Source organism: Gilliamella sp. WF3-4 (assembly GCF_001690275.1).
Classification (GTDB): Bacteria; Pseudomonadota; Gammaproteobacteria; order Enterobacterales; family Orbaceae; genus Gilliamella; species Gilliamella apicola_C.
The window spans coordinates 1-19375 of record NZ_LZGW01000019.1; the positions used below are offsets into that span (position 1 = coordinate 1).

Annotated in this window: 13 protein-coding genes and 1 pseudogene; 5 read left to right on the forward strand and 9 right to left on the reverse strand. The window is 35.9% G+C overall.

The window, feature by feature from the left end:
* The 5 genes from A9G47_RS04825 to rhlB all read right to left on the reverse strand — a co-directional run.
* A partial coding sequence (locus tag A9G47_RS04825; protein WP_141674815.1) for a hypothetical protein occupies positions 1–1010 on the reverse strand: 1010 nt, incomplete at its 3' end.
* Positions 1011–1024: 14 nt separating this feature from the next.
* Entirely contained in the window at positions 1025–2047 is a 1023-nt protein-coding gene (locus A9G47_RS04830; RefSeq protein ID WP_065567309.1) for a hypothetical protein, read from the reverse strand.
* 29 nt (positions 2048–2076) lie between these two features.
* Positions 2077–4689, reverse strand: coding sequence for a YwqJ-related putative deaminase (locus tag A9G47_RS04835; RefSeq protein ID WP_065567310.1), 2613 nt, complete (start codon positions 4687–4689; stop codon positions 2077–2079).
* Positions 4690–4691: 2 nt separating this feature from the next.
* The gene (vgrG, locus tag A9G47_RS04840; protein ID WP_065642327.1) at positions 4692–7628 is read right to left on the reverse strand and encodes a type VI secretion system tip protein VgrG; all 2937 of its coding nucleotides are present in this window, start codon (positions 7626–7628) and stop codon (positions 4692–4694) included.
* A gap of 873 nt (positions 7629–8501) precedes the next feature.
* Positions 8502–9731: an ATP-dependent RNA helicase RhlB gene (rhlB, locus tag A9G47_RS04845; RefSeq protein ID WP_065567313.1), complete on the reverse strand. Its 1230-nt coding sequence runs from the start codon at positions 9729–9731 to the stop codon at positions 8502–8504.
* Between the two features lie 152 nt (positions 9732–9883).
* On the opposite strand from rhlB, the gene trxA reads away from it, so the two are divergent.
* The 5 genes from trxA (at position 9884) to nrdG (ending at position 16402) form a co-directional block, all read left to right on the forward strand.
* On the forward strand, positions 9884–10210 hold the full coding sequence (trxA, locus tag A9G47_RS04850; protein WP_065567314.1) for a thioredoxin TrxA: 327 nt from the start codon (positions 9884–9886) through the stop codon (positions 10208–10210).
* Between the two features lie 379 nt (positions 10211–10589).
* A complete protein-coding gene (gene rho, locus A9G47_RS04855) occupies positions 10590–11852 on the forward strand; it encodes a transcription termination factor Rho (RefSeq protein WP_034910472.1) in 1263 nt (420 codons plus the stop codon).
* A gap of 175 nt (positions 11853–12027) precedes the next feature.
* Entirely contained in the window at positions 12028–13443 is a 1416-nt protein-coding gene (gene gndA / locus A9G47_RS04860; RefSeq protein WP_065567315.1) for an NADP-dependent phosphogluconate dehydrogenase, read from the forward strand.
* Between the two features lie 342 nt (positions 13444–13785).
* Positions 13786–15924, forward strand: coding sequence for an anaerobic ribonucleoside-triphosphate reductase (gene nrdD, locus A9G47_RS04865; protein WP_065642334.1), 2139 nt, complete (start codon positions 13786–13788; stop codon positions 15922–15924).
* A gap of 13 nt (positions 15925–15937) precedes the next feature.
* Positions 15938–16402: an anaerobic ribonucleoside-triphosphate reductase-activating protein gene (nrdG, locus tag A9G47_RS04870; protein WP_065642328.1), complete on the forward strand. Its 465-nt coding sequence runs from the start codon at positions 15938–15940 to the stop codon at positions 16400–16402.
* Between the two features lie 14 nt (positions 16403–16416).
* Here the strand turns inward: nrdG and can are convergent, their stop codons facing one another.
* The 4 genes and pseudogenes from can to A9G47_RS13530 all read right to left on the reverse strand — a co-directional run bounded on the left by can (position 16417) and on the right by A9G47_RS13530 (position 19291).
* Entirely contained in the window at positions 16417–17076 is a 660-nt protein-coding gene (gene can / locus A9G47_RS04875) for a carbonate dehydratase (RefSeq protein ID WP_065642329.1), read from the reverse strand.
* Positions 17077–17138: 62 nt separating this feature from the next.
* Positions 17139–18200, reverse strand: coding sequence for an FAD-binding protein (locus tag A9G47_RS04880; protein WP_065567318.1), 1062 nt, complete (start codon positions 18198–18200; stop codon positions 17139–17141).
* Positions 18201–18827: 627 nt separating this feature from the next.
* Entirely contained in the window at positions 18828–18962 is a 135-nt protein-coding gene (locus A9G47_RS14875) for a GTP-binding protein (RefSeq protein ID WP_081295765.1), read from the reverse strand.
* A gap of 132 nt (positions 18963–19094) precedes the next feature.
* A pseudogene (locus A9G47_RS13530) lies at positions 19095–19291 on the reverse strand (CstA-like transporter-associated (seleno)protein).
* Positions 19292–19375: the final 84 nt, after the last annotated feature.

The window sequence follows — 19375 nt, forward strand, 5'->3', positions numbered from 1 at the left end:
AGTTGATGTTTTAAATCATCGGGTAAGAATTCTTGAAAATAATCGATTCTGCCGTCATTAAAGGTTATTTTGATATTACTATTTTGTTGTAGGGCAAATAAGGCAAGCGCTTGTGCTCGATATTGCTGTTTTTGTTTTTCAGCATAAACGAGATTCGTTTTATATACGGAAGATTCTCGATAATTTAATGTTTGTAAAGCAGGTAATTCAGCCAATCTTCCAATGGTTGAAAGTTCTATATTTGCATAGCATAACTCTAATTGCTTAACCTGATTTAACAGTCCACGATCTAACCATTGGTTAAATAATGAATCCTCAATTGACCAGATAGAGAGGTTATCGGCAAAAATATTCTGTTTTGCCAATAAATCATCAAAGGTTTTAAAATCAAGACCAAGATCATCTCGAGGCACTAATAATGAGACATAAGCATAATCACCCTCAATAATTGCTTGTTTAATCTGTTCTTGTTCATTGAAATGTAATTCTAAATTACCTGAATGATCTGTTTCTGCATAATCTAAATAGCGTGATTCAATCCTTTTACATGCATTATTTTCCCACTCCAGATACCAAGTTCTATCGCCAGTTGTTTCGGTAATATCAATATGTTTTTCTTCGTACCTTTTTATTCGACCTGTACCATCAGGATGATAACTAATATCTTTTACAATCCAACCGTTAATACATAGTGATTCACCTAATACAAATCCTGAAGAGTAATCATAAAATAAACCAGTAAAAGGCTTACCGTGATAAGTATAAGGAATATCATTCATTTCATAATCAAAGTCACCACTATGTAGCAATTCATAATCAACTTTTACCATACCGTTAGTTCCAAAAAAGCCATAATCTCGACTACCTGTAATAATACCATCGGTAATTTCGTATACCTGATAAAGTTGATTATCTCGATGATCGTAAGCTTCGCCATTAAATGGCGTATCGTTATAAAAGTAGTCATTACTGCGCTTTTCTAGTTGATTCAGTTCTATTCTGACTATCATGATTTTTTAATCTGTTAAGTAAGCTGTTGTTTTAAGTCATCCGGTAAATATTTCTCGAAAATATTTTCATCGTCATCCTCTAAAATGACGTCAATAGAGCAACTTTCTTTCAATAAGAAGAGTGCTGAGGCTAACTCATAAAAGCGTTGTTTTTGTTGTTTAATGAATAAAGGCTTATCAGTTTCATAAATTTTCCATTCTGATATTTTTAATTGCTGTAAAGAGTGTAACTTTTGTATTTTTGTTATAGTTAACGGTTGAACGTTAGTGTGAAATAACTCTAACTGCTTAACCTGATTTAACAGTCCACGATCTAACCATTGGTTAAATAATGAATCCTCAATTGACCAGATAGAGAGGTTATCGGCAAAAATATCCTGTTTTGCCAATAAATCATCAAAGGTTTTAAAATCAAGACCTAAATCATCTCTAGGTACTAATAGTGACACATAAGCATAATCATCTTTTATAATCACTTGTTCAATCTGTTTTTGCTCATTGAAATGTAATTCTAAATTACCTGAATGATCTGTTTCTGCATAATCTAAATAGCGTGATTCAATCCTTTTACATGCATTATTTTCCCATTCTAAATACCATTCTCTATCTCCAGTTGTTTCGGTAATATCAATGTCATTTTTTTCGTAACGTTTTAATCTACCAGTTCCATCAGCAAAAAAACTGATATATTCAACTAACCAACTGTTAATAAATATTGCTTCAGCCAATACAAAACCAAATCTGTATTCATATGCGATACCAGTGAATGGTTGTCCTTGAAAATAGTATGGCAATTGATTCATCTCATAATCAAAATATTCACCACTGTTCAATAAATCATAATCAATTTTAATCATACCTTCGGCTTGTAAAGCGCCATAATCTCGGCTACCTGTAATAACGCCATCGGTGATTTCGTATACCTGATAAAGCTGATTGTCTCGATGATCATAAGCTTCGCCATTAAATGGCGTATCGTTATAAAAGTAGTAATTACTGCGCTTTTCTAGTTGATTGAGTTCGATTCTGACTATCATAATATGGATTCCTTAATTTTTTACTCTATTTAATCATCAACCCTTCCGGTTGGAATGTGAATGCCTTTTGATTTGGATAGAATACCACTACAGTGTCGGCAGGCTGGGAATGCTTTACCTTGCTCATATTCGGTTAAGCGAATGGTATACACTTCAATTTTGTCTAGATATTCGTCAACATTTTTCCCTTTTGCCTCTAATTGCTGAAATACATTATTAGTTGATAACACTTCAGCATGCATACCCGGCAAGCCATCAATTATACGAAACTGTTGATTATTCGCAATAAATTCTCTGATTAATCGTTCAGTCGTTGGGTGCATCTTAGCAAAGTCCGGTGTAACAGTGGGATATAAGCTACTCGAACCTAAATAAGATTCTTTCAATAATTTCATATATGCGCCTACATCAATAAATCGGTAATAAGTTGCATCGATCGCTTCAACAAGTTTCACTCTACCATTTTTTAACTCTTTATAATATGGCACTTCTAAATTATAAAAATTTGCTTCCGAAACAATTCCTTCGACTTCGCAACGAGTTTGGGCTAAAGCAACTCTTTTAGTGATGTTTATCTTTTCATCTTTTCTCCAAACCTTCAACTCATCTTCTAACTCTTTCTGACCTTGCTTTTTACTTGCATGGTTAGTGGAAACCGTAGTTTTACTTTCGGTTTCACTTGTATTCGATTTTCTTGTGCCTGAGTTTAAATCGGTTGTGTAGGTAATATTCCCTTTGTCTTTATTTAATGATGAGAATTCTTGACCTTTGGTTAAGTTTTCATCCAATATTCTATGAAAATATTCACCCGGTACCGCTTTTGCTTTGTTTTCCATACTTAATAGTTCCCACTTTTGTGGGTATATAGCAGATAACGTTTTTTCTACGCCGTTTTCATAAGTTATTTGAACTGAAAGTGTTTTGTTATATTGCGTATCTTTTGTGTATGGCATTAAACTGGGTATCTCATCGGCAATATTTGATACCGTATTAGGCGAAGCAGGTAATACCTGATTTGAGTTTTCCACTCGATTGGGTACTGGGGATGACTCTGTTTTTTGGCTCGGTATTTTGCTTGGTACCTCAGAGAGCGAATTTTCAATACCCGGTTTTGGGAAATGTTCTTCACCTGAAATATATCGATCTATCTTTTCCAGGCTCATGGTGGTTTTAGAGTGATACGGATCATTCTTTAATGCAGTAAGGTTTTTTTTGCTTCCGTGAATACTTATTGTGATAAGTATCCCATCCATGATACCTCTTTTGATTAGTGCAGAGATTTTAGATAATTTGATATCAGCTGGTAGCGTTTTATTGTTCATCACTGAATAAATGGCTTCGGCTAGTTCTTCAGTTATCAAAATGCCTTGTAATGAATCTGCACTTATTTGACCTATTAACGTGATTTTAACGGCTTGTTTTTGGCTAAGATTGGTTAATAATAGTGTTTTACTACTCCATTTTGCCGATGCGATAATTGTACCGCTAGCAAACACATTAGAAACTATTGTTAAGATGTCAAATGAATCATCTTTCCAATTACCAAAACCTTCTCGATGCCGATCAGCAATATTGATAACCGCTGAAGTCGTTGACGCCGCAATCGATGACCATATTAACCCTGATACCACTCTTGAACCGGGCACTGGAGCAACTAATGTAATGACACCCGCAACCACTATTGCCGCAAATCCTAATGATGCGAAGGCATCAGATAAGGAATCTGAATCACTTTTACCATCTGTATCAAAATTAATTTCAATACCGCCATAAATAATCTCTTTCCCTAAGATAATCCGATTATCATCATCAAAAGTGACTTCTTTTGCAATGCCAAATTGTTTATCTACTGCGGCATAGCCTTTAATAGTGCCTTCTGGATAACGGTTATCTTTATCCCAACATTCAAGTGCTTGCTTAATGGCGTCTTCTTTTGTTTCGCCTTTGCCAACATAGACACCACAAAATGACCTATCGACAGGGCTAGTCCAGTCAATTAAATGAACTTCGTTATCATTATAAAAATAGCACACTCTTAATGACATATCTTCACGTTCGCCATAAATGCTTGAAATATGTTTAACGTGAACTTGTCCAAAGTTTTCGCGGCAATCAGCCGGCACTTTATCAAGCAAAAATTTGAGTTTCTCCTTGAAGAGCTTTAACGATTCCATTCGATTTTGATAAGCCTGTTCATCCTCGGCTGATAGCTGCTGTTGCTTTTCTTGCACTAAGATCCAGTCAATTTGCTGAGTTAAATTTTTATAAAAAATAAATGGATTTTCTGACTCTTCGGCAGTATTTGTGGAATACGCAACACTTTGTTTTGCATTAATCACATTTTGGATATATTCAATATATTCCTTTTGGTTACCGTATATTATTTCGCAAACAATTTTGTGACGCCCTTCAATAGCCCATTTTACTTCGTTCCATTGAGTTGAATTTTGAGGTCCATTAATGACTTTTCCTAGGTATTTATCATCAGTTCTGAACGAAATATGGTTATAACACATCCATGACGCCCGAATTTGTTCAAGCGCAGGTGCGTCGGGATTGATTCTTTGTAAAGAAAAAGACATGATCTTTCCACGTATCACATTAGTTAAATTGGGTTTAGCCACAATTCGATAATTTTGCATGGTTATTCCTTATTTATAGATACTTTATATTTAGTCGTTTTGATATCTGCTTTTGCAAATAAATAATCGATAGCTAATTTATCTTTGTGGTAAGGCCCTAATGCTTGGTAAATATCTTTTACCATGTCTTTTCCATAAATTTCCTTATAGGCATCAATTGTCATTTCAATGGTATTTTTGGAATAAGCTAAATACCCAATCATCTGTTTTGAATTTATCGCTTCAATGGCTTTATGTAATCGTTGAGCATTGGCTTTCGCTAAAATGTCATCATCATCTGGAAACTGATAATAATAGTCCATATTAGGAGGAACATGTTTTAATACCACTTTTCCTTCGCGATCTAAACGACCTTGTCTAAATTCACCATTATCAAAACGAACTTGATATTTAGTCGTTGGAATTGGGTAACCATCATCGGTTTCAAGATACAGTGTTATTCCTTCTTGTTTATCTTGTGTGGTAAAAGTTTGAGGAATAGCACCTGATAAAAGTGTCGACTTATAATCTAACGACGATACACCCATCTTTTGCATCACGTTACATTTAAAATACACATTATCTTGCGTGCCCAGTTCAATGCCTGCACTGCTGATTTTGATGTACGAACCACCACAGATAAGCTTGATTTCATCGCTGGCGGTGATAGTCACTTTGCCGTCAACACTATCCACTTTGATATCTTGCTTGGCTGCCATATTAAGGTTGGCATTTTGGGCTTGCACCTCAATATCGCTTTGGTTAGCAAATAGCTTCATACCTAATTTTTGGGCAAACAAGCCAATCGCTTCAGCCGATGATACGGTGATGTTTTTTAATGCGGTGATATCGGTTTGATTTTCGCTGGTTAGGGTTAAGCTGTTGTTTGTTGTCAATTGGATGTTTTCTGGGCTGGTTAAAGCAATGCCTTCTTGCGCATAGGCCAGTAGGCCACTTTGGGTTAGCTCGCTTAAGTTGGCTTTAAGCTGGTCTTGACTGTCGGTATCGGCGCTGTGTGCGTCGGACTGGGTAGCGGCATTTTGTAGGGCTTTGGCAATCGATAAGGCATTTTCAAGTTGGCTTATTGCCGCTTGCATATCCAGTTGTTTGCCTTGTGCTTTCGGCTCGGTTTGGGTGGTTAAGTATAAGCCTCTATTGGCAGCAATCGCCCCCCATTCATCCGTCCTCAGTTCAAAGCCTTCACCACGTTGTGCTTTTTTATTATCGACTAAATGCCCTAAATTAAGTTGGCTTTTGCCATATTCGGTGGCAAGTTTGATATGCTCTTGACCGCGTTTATCATCCATGCGCAGTTTGTTGTTGGCGGGGGTGCGAATGACATTGCGGTGTTTGTTTACCGTGGTCACATGGTCAGGGTGGGCGCTGTCGTGCATGGCATGGGCAATATACGGCCTATCGGGATTGCCATTCATAAAGGCAATGGCGACTTCGGTGCCGTCAATTAACGGGAAGTGAAAACCATAAGTGTTACCCGAATAAGGTTTTGCTAAGCGTACCCATAAGCTTTCAGTACCCTTTTTCCACGCTTTTAAGTCAAAGTTAAATTTAACTCGGTAGCGCCCGTGAGTGTCAATATAGCCGTAGGTGTCATTATCAGGGCTAGTGACTCGTGCGGGTAAGGTGCCGCTGACTTGTGGCCAGCGTATAGGCGTAGGGCGATAAGGTTTTAAGGCTTGATAGGGAATGGCGGTAAAGGTAAGTGCATAGGCATCAGTACGGTTACCTTGTCCTTGTACACTTAAAATGAGGATACCGTCATTAATATTCGTTAGCGGACTGCCGTTGATATTAATCCATTGACCGGGGGCAAGGTTATAGCGATTACTCTTACCTTTAATGATAATTTGCTGACTAATCGCCTGCTCATGGCGAATACGGGCATACCACTGACCACTTTCAATCTGATTATCGTTTTGATTATCGTTATACTGGTTATTACCATTAGGATTACCATGGTTACCAACGCCATTGTTATTTGTGTTACTCGTTTGCGAGTTATCTTGTCCGTTGCTATTTAAGCCTTTATAGTGCTCGGCATAACGGTAGTCCTTGCCATCGGTGGTGAGGACTTTGGGTTGGGTGTTGATATCGGTGAGTAAATCGGCTTTGGCATTACGGTAGTTGTAGTCTTGAACGGTCACTGAGGCCGGTACCACTTCGCTATGTAAGGTGATATCCCAAACACTTTCCACCCCCGTATCGGCCATGCCACTCGGCGGTTTATAGTCGATATTGGCCACCTGTACATAGCCTTGTTCATAATCACTTAACACCATCACATCACAATCATGCTCGGCATGGGTTTCAAAGCGAAACCAGATACCGACATCGGCCAATAAGCGTTGAATAAATTCCAGGTCGCTTTCTTGCCACTGGGTGATAAACTCCCGTTCAGGGTAACTGTCTTTGAGCGCTAACCGGTAATCAATGCCGGTAAAACCGTGACTGCGTAGCACTTCTTCAACCACGCTGACCACACTTTGATTTTGAAACAGACCACTTTTTTTCCCTATCGCTAAGTGAGCTAATCGGGAAGATAACACGACTTGGTAATGGGCTTCATCTTTATTGACCGATAGCTGGCTAAATTCAGTGATGACCCCATGCAAGGTGCGTTTATTCGTTACGGCGGGCAAGTCGCTGAGTGAACGAATAGCGGAAGTTAATGGCTTGTTAATAACAGGATTAAAGCAGAAAGTCGATTTTTGGTTAAGGAACGCATCGGGCGATAAGGTTTTGTCAGGGCTGGTAAAGGTAACCACATAACGCCAAGGTTGATTTAACTGCTCATCACCGTCAACATGCAAAACTGAAATTGGTGCGGTCAGCCCATCAACGGTTAAGGTATAGCGGTTGTGACTAACACCCCCTAAACCGGCCATTAAATGGCTAAACTCGCCACCGAGTTGATCCAAAAGATGATTAAGCTCGTTTGCCATGGTGTTCTCCCTTTTCCTTTAAATCAGTGCAAGCTATTTTTAATTGATGTTGTTAATTTATTGTTATATCTGGTTTGATTTATTATGACCGATAATTTAAGTGAGATATATAACGTTGTCAAATAAAATATTTGTTTTTTATCAATTGGTTATTTTAATATTAAAAGCTTATGTTAGTTGAATAAGTATGTGATTGATAGCAAAAGGCTTGGTAAATCGAGAATAGGTAAGCTGTTTTTTAACTCTTGTGCGTTGCATATTTAGAAAAGGCATTTGCCTATTTTTTGCTAATATATAGTTATTTTCAAAATTTTTTTGAGTATTCTTTCCAAAATTTAATGGATGTCAATTATGGCCGCGTAATAGAAAAAATAGCGATAATAAATTTATATAATACTATTTAAACGTGTCTTTGGAATTAACTATCTTAATTGTTTTTACAAGAAATTGATTTTATTCTTAAACAAATATTTTTATGAAGTTTTTGGGTAACCTTACTTATTGTTTTAGATAGCCACATAGTTTGCTTTCTTTTGTTCTATGTTTTACCTATTTTAGATTTAACAGCGTAATTAGCATGAAAATCTTAGTGGGTTTTTCTGCTTTATCTGCATTTCGTGTGCGTAAAATCTTATCTGTTTTTCGTGAAAAATCCATTACTGATTATTAATCATTACTGTTACTAATATTGAAGCGCAATATTTAAAGCGTTCAACTATGAAATTAAATTGGCATGTTATTATTTTTACAAATTAAAATAATATTAATCAGTTAATTATTATTCAATTTATTGTCATGGGCGGTGTATCATAATAACAGTTTTATCTTAAAAGCCATTGAATTTACGATAAAACTGTTATTTTTATAATATTTTTATGTAGATGATCTTCTACGTGATGGACGCCGAAAAGGTTTTGGCGTTGGTAAATCAACTAATAATGCAGAAGGGTCATACTGGCTAACGGGAATAGCATGATCAATTGCTTTTTCAATTGCGGGTAAGTTTTGCGAATAGCGCTCGCAGGCAAGGGAAATCGAGTATCCCTCAGCTCCCGCCCGCCCTGTACGACCAATACGGTGTCTGTAATCGTCACAATCATCAGGTAGATCATAATTAAATACATGGGTCACATTAGGAATGTGTAAACCTCGTGCAGCCACATCGGTCGCAACTAAAATATCCAGATTACCTTGTGTAAATTGCTCTAAAATTGATAAACGTTTTTTCTGAGCAATATCGCCAGTGAGTAATCCAACACGGTGACCATCAGCAACAAGATGTCGCCAAATCTTTTCACAAGCCACTTTGGTATTAGCAAACACAATACAGCGATCTGGCCATTCTTCTTCAATAAGTGTTTGTAAAAGCGCTAATTTATCTTCATTTGATGGAAAGAATAGTTCTTCTTTGATTCTGTGACCAATCTTTTGTTCTGGCTCAACTTCAACATACTGTGGATTGTTCATATGTTCAAATGCGAGCTCACGCACATTATGTGTTAATGTTGCAGAAAACAGCATGGTTAGCCGTTTTTGCGGCGGCGTAATGTGTTTGAAAATCCAACGTATATCACGAATGAATCCTAAGTCAAACATACGATCGGCTTCGTCTAAAACGACAACTTGAAGCGCTTCTAGGTTGATATAATTTTGTTTAGCATAGTCGATTAATCTTCCTGTTGTGGCAATTAATATATCTACGCCGTTAGATAGCATTTTTAATTGTTTATCGTAGCCATCGCCACCAAAAGCTAATCCTAATTTTAAACCTGTTTCTTCAGATAACGCTTGTGCATCATGATAAATTTGCACAACTAATTCTCGTGTTGGTGCAAGAATTATAGCTCTTGGTTGATTGGTTTTGTGATCAGGTAAAGGTTCATGATTCAACAGGTGATTAAATGTTGAGGCTAAAAAAGCCATTGTTTTGCCAGTTCCTGTTTGCCCTTGCCCAGCAATATCGATCCCTGTAGTGGTTAATGGTAATGTTTTTTCTTGGATTGGCGTACAGTAAACAAACCCTTTTTTCTCAAGTGCTTTTAACACCAAAGGATGAAGAGGAAATTGACTAAAAGTTGTTTGGGTAAGATATGATTGAATCATTATGGTTGCAGATATAATTATCAGAATCTGGAGATTATAACATACTAAATACCGTGACATCACTAATAATTATGTCCTATTATAATAATTACTAGCCGAGAAATGCAAAGTAATCTATTATTGTGTCAAGTTAAAGTATGTTGGAGATAGAAATGAGTAATAATATCGTTCTTTTATCGGAAGAGACATTCGATAAAACAATTAATGAATCAGCAAAACCTGTACTCGTTGATTTTTGGGCTCCATGGTGCCAACCCTGCCAAATGATTGCTCCTATTCTGGAGGAAATAGCTCAGGAATATAATGATAAAATTATTATTGCCAAATTGAACGTTGAAGAAAACCCTAATGTAGCGCCTAAATTTGGTATACGAGGCATTCCAACATTGTTGATTTTTAAAAATGGGCAAGTGGTTTCGACTCAAGTCGGTGCTCTATCTAAAGCGGAGCTTAAAAATTTTATCGATTCTCAATTATGAAATAGCCTTTATATTGCATAAGAACTAAGAATTGAATAAAAACTAAGATAATAATTATTAAGAGAGTAGTGCATTGTGTACCGCTCTTTTTGTTTGGCTTTACAAACAAGACTAATTAATGCAATTAAATCTAGACATATTGATATTTTTAGTGTAAATTGCGAGCTTCTTACAAATACTCCTTTCTACAAATTCATTGTTTTTATTGGTAAAGTGGTGAAATTCTACATACAGATCTTTAATTATCATCAATAGCTTAGTAATCGATTGAATTTATGTGCTGTAAGGGAAAGAATTTTTTATAAGTAAATGAAACAAAGAAACACAAATAGTATTAATTGCAAACATATCAATTTTATCCTCAAGAATTTTTAAAATTATGAATTTAACTGAATTAAAAAACACTTCTGTCTCTGAGCTTGTAGCGCTTGGTGAGAAAAAAATGGGGCTTGAAAATCTTGCCCGCCTTAGAAAACAAGACATTATTTTTGCGATTTTAAAGCAACATGCCAAAAGTGGTGAAGATATTTTTGGCGATGGTGTGCTGGAAATTTTACAAGATGGTTTTGGCTTTTTACGCTCTGCTGACAGCTCTTACCTAGCAGGACCAGATGATATTTATGTATCACCAAGCCAGATTCGGCGGTTTAATTTACGGACGGGTGATACTATTGCAGGTAAAATTCGCCCACCAAAAGAAGGCGAACGTTATTTTGCTTTACTGAAAGTTAACGAAGTCAATCATGATAAGCCAGAAGATGCCCGCAATAAAATCCTTTTTGAAAACTTAACTCCCCTTCATCCAAATTCTCGTTTACGTATGGAACGAGGCAATGGCTCTACAGAAGATATCACAGCGAGAGTACTTGATTTAGCCTCGCCAATTGGTAAAGGTCAACGTGGTTTGATTGTTGCACCGCCTAAAGCTGGTAAAACAATGCTTCTACAAAATATTGCACAAAGTTTAGCGGTGAATCATCCTGAATGTGAATTAGTCGTTTTAATGATTGATGAACGACCAGAAGAAGTGACCGAAATGCAGCGTTTAGTTAAAGGTGAGGTTGTTGCTTCAACATTTGATGAGCCGGCTGCAAGACATGTTCAAGTCGCTGAAATGGTTATTGAACGAGCTAAACGTTTGGTTGAACATAAAAAAGATGTCATTATTTTATTAGATTCGATCACCCGACTTGCTCGAGCTTATAACACCGTTGTTCCATCATCAGGTAAAGTATTAACTGGTGGTGTGGATGCGAATGCACTGCATCGACCAAAACGCTTTTTTGGTGCTGCTCGTAATGTAGAAGAGGGCGGTAGCTTAACTATTATTGCCACTGCACTGATTGATACGGGTTCTAAAATGGATGAAGTCATTTACGAAGAGTTTAAAGGTACGGGTAATATGGAAGTTCATTTATCACGTAAAATTGCTGAGCGCCGTGTGTTCCCTGCTATTGACTTTAATCGTTCTGGTACGCGTAAAGAAGATTTAATGACTTCACCGGATGAGCTACAAAAAATGTGGATTTTACGTAAAATTCTTAATCCAATGGGTGAAACTGATGCGATGGAATTTTTAATCGATAAGTTAGCCATGACTAAGACTAATGATGAATTTTTTGAAATGATGAAGCGTTCATGATTTGTTCAGTTGATAATAAATATTATTAAAGTAATGAAAAATAGCCGTATTGTATTCTGATACGGCTTTTTTTATGGCAGAATATAGCGTAATTTATAAAACTTAAGTACGTTATAGATATTGTTAAAAAAACCTTATGGTTAAGGTTATAAAGGTTTAATAAAGGAGCCAAATTATGTCAAAACAACAAATCGGTGTTATTGGAATGGCGGTTATGGGGCGAAATCTTGCACTTAATATCGAAAGTCGCGGATTTTCTGTTGCTATTTATAATCGTTCTAAAGATAAAACCGAACAAGTCATGGCTGAGCATTCTGATAAACAGTTGGCTCCTTACTTTACGATTGAAGATTTTGTCAATGCATTAGAGAAGCCTCGCCGTATTCTTATTATGGTGCAAGCAGGTAAAGGGACTGATGCGGTGATTGATGAGCTACGCCCATTATTAGATAAAGGCGATATTATTATTGATGGCGGGAATGCTTATTTTGAAGATACCATTCGTCGCAATAAAATGCTTTCAGATGAAGGTTTTAATTTTATTGGTACAGGCGTTTCTGGTGGTGAAGAAGGTGCACTTAAAGGGCCTTCAATTATGCCCGGTGGACAAAAAGAGGCTTATGAGCTAGTTGCACCGATATTAGAGAAAATAGCCGCTAAGGCTAATGGTGAACCTTGTGTCGCTTATATCGGACCAAATGGCGCGGGTCATTATGTGAAAATGGCTCATAATGGTATTGAATACGGTGATATGCAACTGATAGCTGAAAGCTATTTTGTATTGAAACATGCTGCGGGTTTAACTAATGATGAACTAGCTGATGTGTTTACCGACTGGAATAAAGGTGAATTAGACAGTTATTTGATTGAAATCACAGCCGATATCTTTAGACATAAAGATGATGAGGGTAATTATTTAGTTGATGTGATTTTGGATGCAGCAGGTAATAAAGGCACAGGGAAATGGACCAGCCAAAGTGCATTGGATTTGGGGGAACCTTTGTCTTTAATCACTGAGTCTGTATTTGCACGCTATTTATCAGCTATTAAAGATCAGCGCATTTCGGCTGCAAAAGTGTTAAAAGGCCCGCAAAACGAACCACATAGTGGTGATAAGAAAGTGCTTATAGAGAAGGTTCGTAAAGCGCTGTATATGGGTAAAATCATCTCTTATGCGCAAGGTTTTGCGCAGTTAAAAGCCGCATCTCATAAGTACCAGTGGGATTTAAATTATGGTGAAATTGCTAAAATTTTTAGAGCTGGATGTATTATTCGCGCCCAGTTTCTACAAAAAATTACTGATGCTTATGCCGATAACAATGAGATTGATAATTTATTATTGGCACCTTATTTTAATCAAACAGTTGAGGCTTATCAGCAATCATTACGTGATGTGGTGTCTTTAGCTGTACAACAAGGTATTGCAGTTCCAACACTTTCGGCAGCTATTGCCTACTATGATAGTTATCGTTCTGCGGTATTACCCGCTAATTTAATTCAAGCGCAACGAGACTATTTTGGTGCACATACCTATAAGCGTATAGATAAAGAAGGTGTGTTTCACACCGATTGGTTAAATATTGAATCATAGTATTTTCAATTTCTAATTCTATTTTTTTTACAAAAGTGCAGAACTTGCGGGCACTTTTGTTTTTCTTCTTTTCTCTTTTTATATCCCAATAATTTATAAATACTTGTCATTATTGATTTTAAACTTGTCAAGTTATTTTATTTATTAAAAAACCTAGAAAAACACTATATATGGTGTATAATTCGCTAATATTTACTATATATAGTATTTTCTAAGCAATGTGAGAACTTTGATTTCTATCATAAAAACTTAATATTCTGGTAAAAAATAATAATTATATGAATATTTTTACTGATATAAATCTATGCCAATTGCTAATTATTAATGAATATTGAGGAGCATATTATGCCTGTAGTAATTAAACGAGATGGTTGTCAAACTGCATTTGATGAGACTCGAATTAACGATGCCATTGTTAAAGCTGCTGTGGCAGCCAATGTTTATGATCCAGATTACTGTGCAACAGTTGCTCGTGTTGTGACCAATCAAATGAGTGAATATGATAGTGTTGATATTAACGAAATTCAAAATGCAGTTGAAAATCAGTTAATGTCCGGCCCTTATAAAAAATTAGCGAGAACTTATATTGAATATCGTCACGATCGCGATCGTGCCCGAGAGGAGCGTAGTCGGTTAAATCAAGATATTCGAGGGTTAATTGAGCAAAGTAATGTTGCTATTTTAAATGAAAATGCTAATAAAGATAGCAAAGTAATACCGACTCAGCGCGATTTACTTGCGGGTATCGTGGCAAGGCATTATGCTAAACAATATATTTTACCAAAAGACATTTCTCAAGCTCATGATTGCGGTGAAATTCATTATCATGATTTAGATTATGCACCATTCTTTCCAATGTTTAACTGTATGTTAATTGATTTAGATGGTATGTTAACTAACGGATTTAAAATGGGTAATGCTGAAATTGAGCCGCCAAAGTCAATTGCAACAGCGGCAGCTGTAACAGCACAAATTATTGCGCAAGTCGCTAGCCATATTTATGGCGGTACGACAATTAATCGCATTGATGAAGTTTTAGCAAAATTTGTTACCGTCAGTTATAACAAACACAAACAAGTGGCTGAAGAGTGGGATATCCCAAATCCAGAAGCTTATGCTGAAAGCCGTACCCAAAAAGAGTGTTATGATGCGTTTCAATCTTTAGAGTATGAAGTCAATACTTTACATACCGCTAATGGTCAAACACCGTTTGTTACTTTCGGTTTTGGGTTAGGAACTAGCTGGGAATCACGATTAATTCAACAATCTATTTTAAATGTTCGTATTAAAGGACTTGGCAAAAATCACAAGACAGCGGTTTTCCCAAAACTGGTTTTTGCAATTAAAGATGGTATTAATCATAAACAGGGCGATGCTAATTATGATATTAAGCAACTTGCACTTGAGTGTGCAAGTAAGCGGATGTACCCAGATATTTTAAATTACGATAAAGTTGTTGAGGTGACTGGCTCATTTAAAACCCCAATGGGTTGTCGCAGCTTTTTAGGCGTTTATGAAGAAGATGGTCAGCTAATTCATGATGGTCGAAATAATTTGGGCGTAATTAGCTTAAATTTACCGCGTATTGCTATAGAAGCTAAAGGTGATGAAGCTCGCTTTTGGGAAATTTTAGATAAACGTTTGGCTATTTGTAAAAAAGCATTAATGACGCGTATTGCTCGACTTGATGGCGTAAAAGCCCGAGTTGCCCCGATTTTATATATGGAGGGAGCTTGTGGCGTAAGGCTTAATGAAGATGATAGTGTTTCTGAAATCTTCAAAAATGGTCGGGCTTCAATTTCTTTAGGATATATTGGTCTTCATGAAACGTTAAATGCCTTATACGGAAATCAAGCACACCCATTTGATAGCGATAAATTACGTGAAAAAGGAATAGCAATTGTTGAGCATTTACGTAAGGCGGTAGATCAATGGAAAGATGAAACAGGTTATGGCTTTAGTTTATATAGTACACCAAGTGAAAATTTATGTGATCGATTCTGTCGGCTTGATACTGCTGAATTTGGCGTGATACCTGGTGTTACTGATAAAGGTTATTACACAAACAGTTTTCATCTTGATGTTGAGAAAAAAGTTAACCCATATGAAAAAATCGAATTTGAAAAAGCTTATCCATCAGTGGCAAATGGTGGCTTTATTTGCTATGGGGAATATCCAAATATGATAAATAATGTTAAAGCATTAGAGGATGTTTGGGATTATAGCTATGCCCGAGTTCCTTATTATGGTACTAACACTCCAATTGATGAATGTTATGAGTGTGGCTATACGGGAGAATTTTCATGTACCAGTAAAGGTTTTGTTTGCCCAAGTTGCGGTAATCATGACTCTTCAAAAGTTTCTGTTACTCGCCGTGTTTGTGGCTATTTAGGTAGTCCAGATGCTCGTCCATTCAATGTGGGTAAGCAAGAAGAAGTGAAACGTCGTGTTAAACATTTGCATAATGGGCAAATCGGATAATAATTAAATAGTTATGAATTATCATCGTTATTATCCTGTTGATGTTGTCAATGGCGAAGGGACTCGCTGTGTGCTTTTTGTTGCTGGATGTGTACATCAATGCCCTGGTTGCTATAACAAAAGTACATGGGGTATCAATTCTGGTTTGCCATTTACTCAATCACTTGAAGATAAAATTATCAAAGATTTACAAGATACTGAAATAAAACGCCAAGGATTATCACTTTCTGGCGGTGATCCATTGCACCCACAAAACGTTCCAACTATATTAAAATTGGTTCAACGTGTTAAATCGGAATGCGCTAACAAAGATATCTGGCTTTGGACTGGGTATAAACTTGGTGAGTTAACAGTCGAACAACAAGCTATTATTCCTTATATTGATGTATTAATTGATGGAAAATTTATTCAAGAACTCGCTGATCCTCGCCTATTATGGCGAGGAAGCAGTAATCAAATTATTCACCGTTTTAAATAAAAATGGTTAGTTAATTATTGAGACTTGTGTAAATTTAGAAGATAGGAAATCGCTTCGCGGTAGTTAATTTCAAGATTTTCGCTACTTGACGAGGATATGTGTAAGTCAGTAATTTTACCATTATGAATTCCATAAACCCAGCCATGTAAATTCACTTTTTGCCCTCGTTGCCATGCTGATTGAATGATAGTGGAGTGACCTAGATTGTAAACTTGTTCAATCACATTAAGTTCACATAGTACATCTAAACGAATTTCGGGCGGGAATTCGCCTAGTAAAGAGCTATTGCGAAACCATAAATCGCGGATATGCAACAGCCAGTTGTTAATTAGTCCTAAATCTGGGTTTTCAACCGCATCTCGAATTCCCCCACAACCTAAATGGCCACAAACAATAATATCTTCAATGTTAAGTACATCTACAGCATATTGAACAACGGATAAACAGTTTAAATCAGTGTGTATTACAAGATTACCGACATTTCGATGTACAAATAATTCACCCGGTTTTAGCTTAATAAGTTTTTCTGCTGAAACGCGACTATCTGAGCAGCCGATCCACAAAAATTTCGGATTTTGTTCAATGGCAAGTTGTTTAAAAAATTCTGGATCTTCTTGCTCTATTTTTTCTGACCATTCGTGATTAAAACGAATCAAATCTTGTACATCAAACATAATTGATATTTCCTCATCTATTTCATTATTATTTTTATTATTATATTTTTGTTTATTTTACGTTATTCAATTTGCCTAATATGTTGAATCTTACTTTTCATGATCAACTTACGCCAGAAAGGCGTCGTTAATAATTTAGCTTTAACAATTTTGCAATAGAGTTTTAAACGTAGTGGAATTGTGCGTTGATAATAACATTTATTTGGTTTCGGATGTTTACTGTTTAAAATCTTACTTAAAATTTCCGCACTATCCAATGCATAACTAATTCCTTCTAAAGAGCTAGCACTGATAAATCCAGCAGCTTCGCCAATTAAAAATATGTTTTCATTGCCAGTATAAAAATCACGTAACCGATTTGGGTAAACCACTAAACACTTTTCTGTTTTGACTGGTTTACTAAAAATAAACCCCTGAGCTGTTAATTTTTCTTTTAATTGCTCAAAATTTTGATTTGCCGCTTTTTTAGGAAAAGCGCCACCAAAAATAAAATAACCATTTTTTGAAATGCTCCAAGCATAGCAATTTGTCGTTTGATTATCAAAAATGCACGAATTAAATGGATTTGGGTGCTGTTCTACAAACCATTGTTGTATAGCTACATATTGCCTTATTGTATGCTGAGGATATCGCATTCTTCTGACAAGCGAGTTGGCACCATCAGCACCTACTACATATTGCGCTGTGATATTATATTCGGTTTTGTTTTCATCAATATAAGTGATTTGATAGCCATCAATAATGCGCCTTACTTCTTTACAAAGCGTATTATGAAGAACGGTTACTTTTGACGGTATCAGTGATTTTAACCATAGATCAAATTTGTGTCGATCAAAACTCACATAACTTCGTTGGTAATTGCGAACAAGTTTTGTTTGTAAGTCATAAGTTTTGACACTAAAAATTTGAGGATTAGTTAAAATATCAGTGGGTAAATTCAGCTTTTGTCGAACAAAAGCTTTTTGTGCATCATCTGCTAATAATCCACCACAAGGTTTATGAAAACCTTCATCTGTAGATTGATGTTTTTTATCTAATGCAATGACTTTGAACGACGGGCTAAGTAAACGAGCTAGCGTGCTGCCTGCAGGCCCAAGCCCTATAATTGCGATATCATAATCCATGTTATTGTACTGCTTGCTTTATCACGGTTAAAAAAGCTTTCATGTTAGCAAATTAAATTCAATGTGGCTATTAGAGATATCGTTTTCTGTTATACCAACTAGCTTGTCAAAAAGTTTCAGGAATGTATACCGTTTCAGCATATAATATAATTTTTTTCAATATGTTAACTTTGTTATTGACCTGATGCTGTTTTTTTAATGCTTGATATAGTTCATTACTTTGATCAAAGCGCTGTATAGCAAGCCAATATGATTTTGGGATTTGCTCTTTTACTTCTTCAAAGATAGTCGCTTTGTGGTGGATTTTATAAATTCGGTGAATCACTTTAGCTTTTTATTCATTGCCAACGTGATCAGTTTTAGTTAAAAAATGATGCGATTTGAAAAAACAATTTGTGAAAGAACTATGTGATATTCATTAATGTGATATTCAGTAAAATGCTTTAAAATATGTTGCGCATCTACCAGTGTAATAATCGATCAAGTTGGATTTTTCTCGAATTAGATCATCAATAAAAACGGCTCGAATCATTGGTGCCAGATCCCAGATTGGCAAGATCAGTTGGTAGGATAATCTACCAATCAAATTGTAATTCACCCTGCTTAGTGTTTTACGTGTAATTTATATCATGCTTCGGTTAGTTTTCCTTGCGCGCTACAGTAAATACAGCCATTGGTCATTTCAACGATTTGAATTTTAGTGTTAATATTTAACAAATTACTATCAATGCTTACTGAGCTAAATTCGTTTTCGATAATAATGGCTTTTCATCACGGTTATGTTGTTTTAATAAATAATTAAGGTGTGTTGTCTTACCTGAGCGAAGAAAGTTATTAAGATTACAGGTAATAATGAATTAGTAATAAAATCTTTTATTTATAGCTTTTTAATTATTAGCAATATTTAAAACCACCTTTGCCATTGTCTTTTTCCTTCTAGTGCTTTTTAAAAAAACTTTATCAAACATAGGGAGTTGCTTTGGGTGGGTAAGCTTCATATGCTGAACATAATTATCATAACCAAAAGTGCCCACCATCAGTTTTGCAGTTTGACCAAGGTATTTCCCTACTTTAGAGAGAGAATCAAACATATTTTCTCAGATTGAATACGATATTATTGAAATATAAAATCTTTAAATGGTTATATCGCATAACTCAAATTATAATGACGAATG

Excerpts from the sequence above, each read along its gene's own strand:
- A9G47_RS04830 (WP_065567309.1), bottom strand. The coding sequence starts at position 2,047 with ATGATAGTCAGAATCGAACTCAATCAACTAGAAAAGCGCAGTAATTAC.
- A9G47_RS04835 (WP_065567310.1), bottom strand. The coding sequence starts at position 4,689 with ATGCAAAATTATCGAATTGTGGCTAAACCCAATTTAACTAATGTGATA.
- vgrG (WP_065642327.1), bottom strand. The coding sequence starts at position 7,628 with ATGGCAAACGAGCTTAATCATCTTTTGGATCAACTCGGTGGCGAGTTT.
- rhlB (WP_065567313.1), bottom strand. The coding sequence starts at position 9,731 with ATGATTCAATCATATCTTACCCAAACAACTTTTAGTCAATTTCCTCTT.
- trxA (WP_065567314.1), top strand. The coding sequence starts at position 9,884 with ATGAGTAATAATATCGTTCTTTTATCGGAAGAGACATTCGATAAAACA.
- rho (WP_034910472.1), top strand. The coding sequence starts at position 10,590 with ATGAATTTAACTGAATTAAAAAACACTTCTGTCTCTGAGCTTGTAGCG.
- gndA (WP_065567315.1), top strand. The coding sequence starts at position 12,028 with ATGTCAAAACAACAAATCGGTGTTATTGGAATGGCGGTTATGGGGCGA.
- nrdG (WP_065642328.1), top strand. The coding sequence starts at position 15,938 with ATGAATTATCATCGTTATTATCCTGTTGATGTTGTCAATGGCGAAGGG.
- can (WP_065642329.1), bottom strand. The coding sequence starts at position 17,076 with ATGTTTGATGTACAAGATTTGATTCGTTTTAATCACGAATGGTCAGAA.
- A9G47_RS04880 (WP_065567318.1), bottom strand. The coding sequence starts at position 18,200 with ATGGATTATGATATCGCAATTATAGGGCTTGGGCCTGCAGGCAGCACG.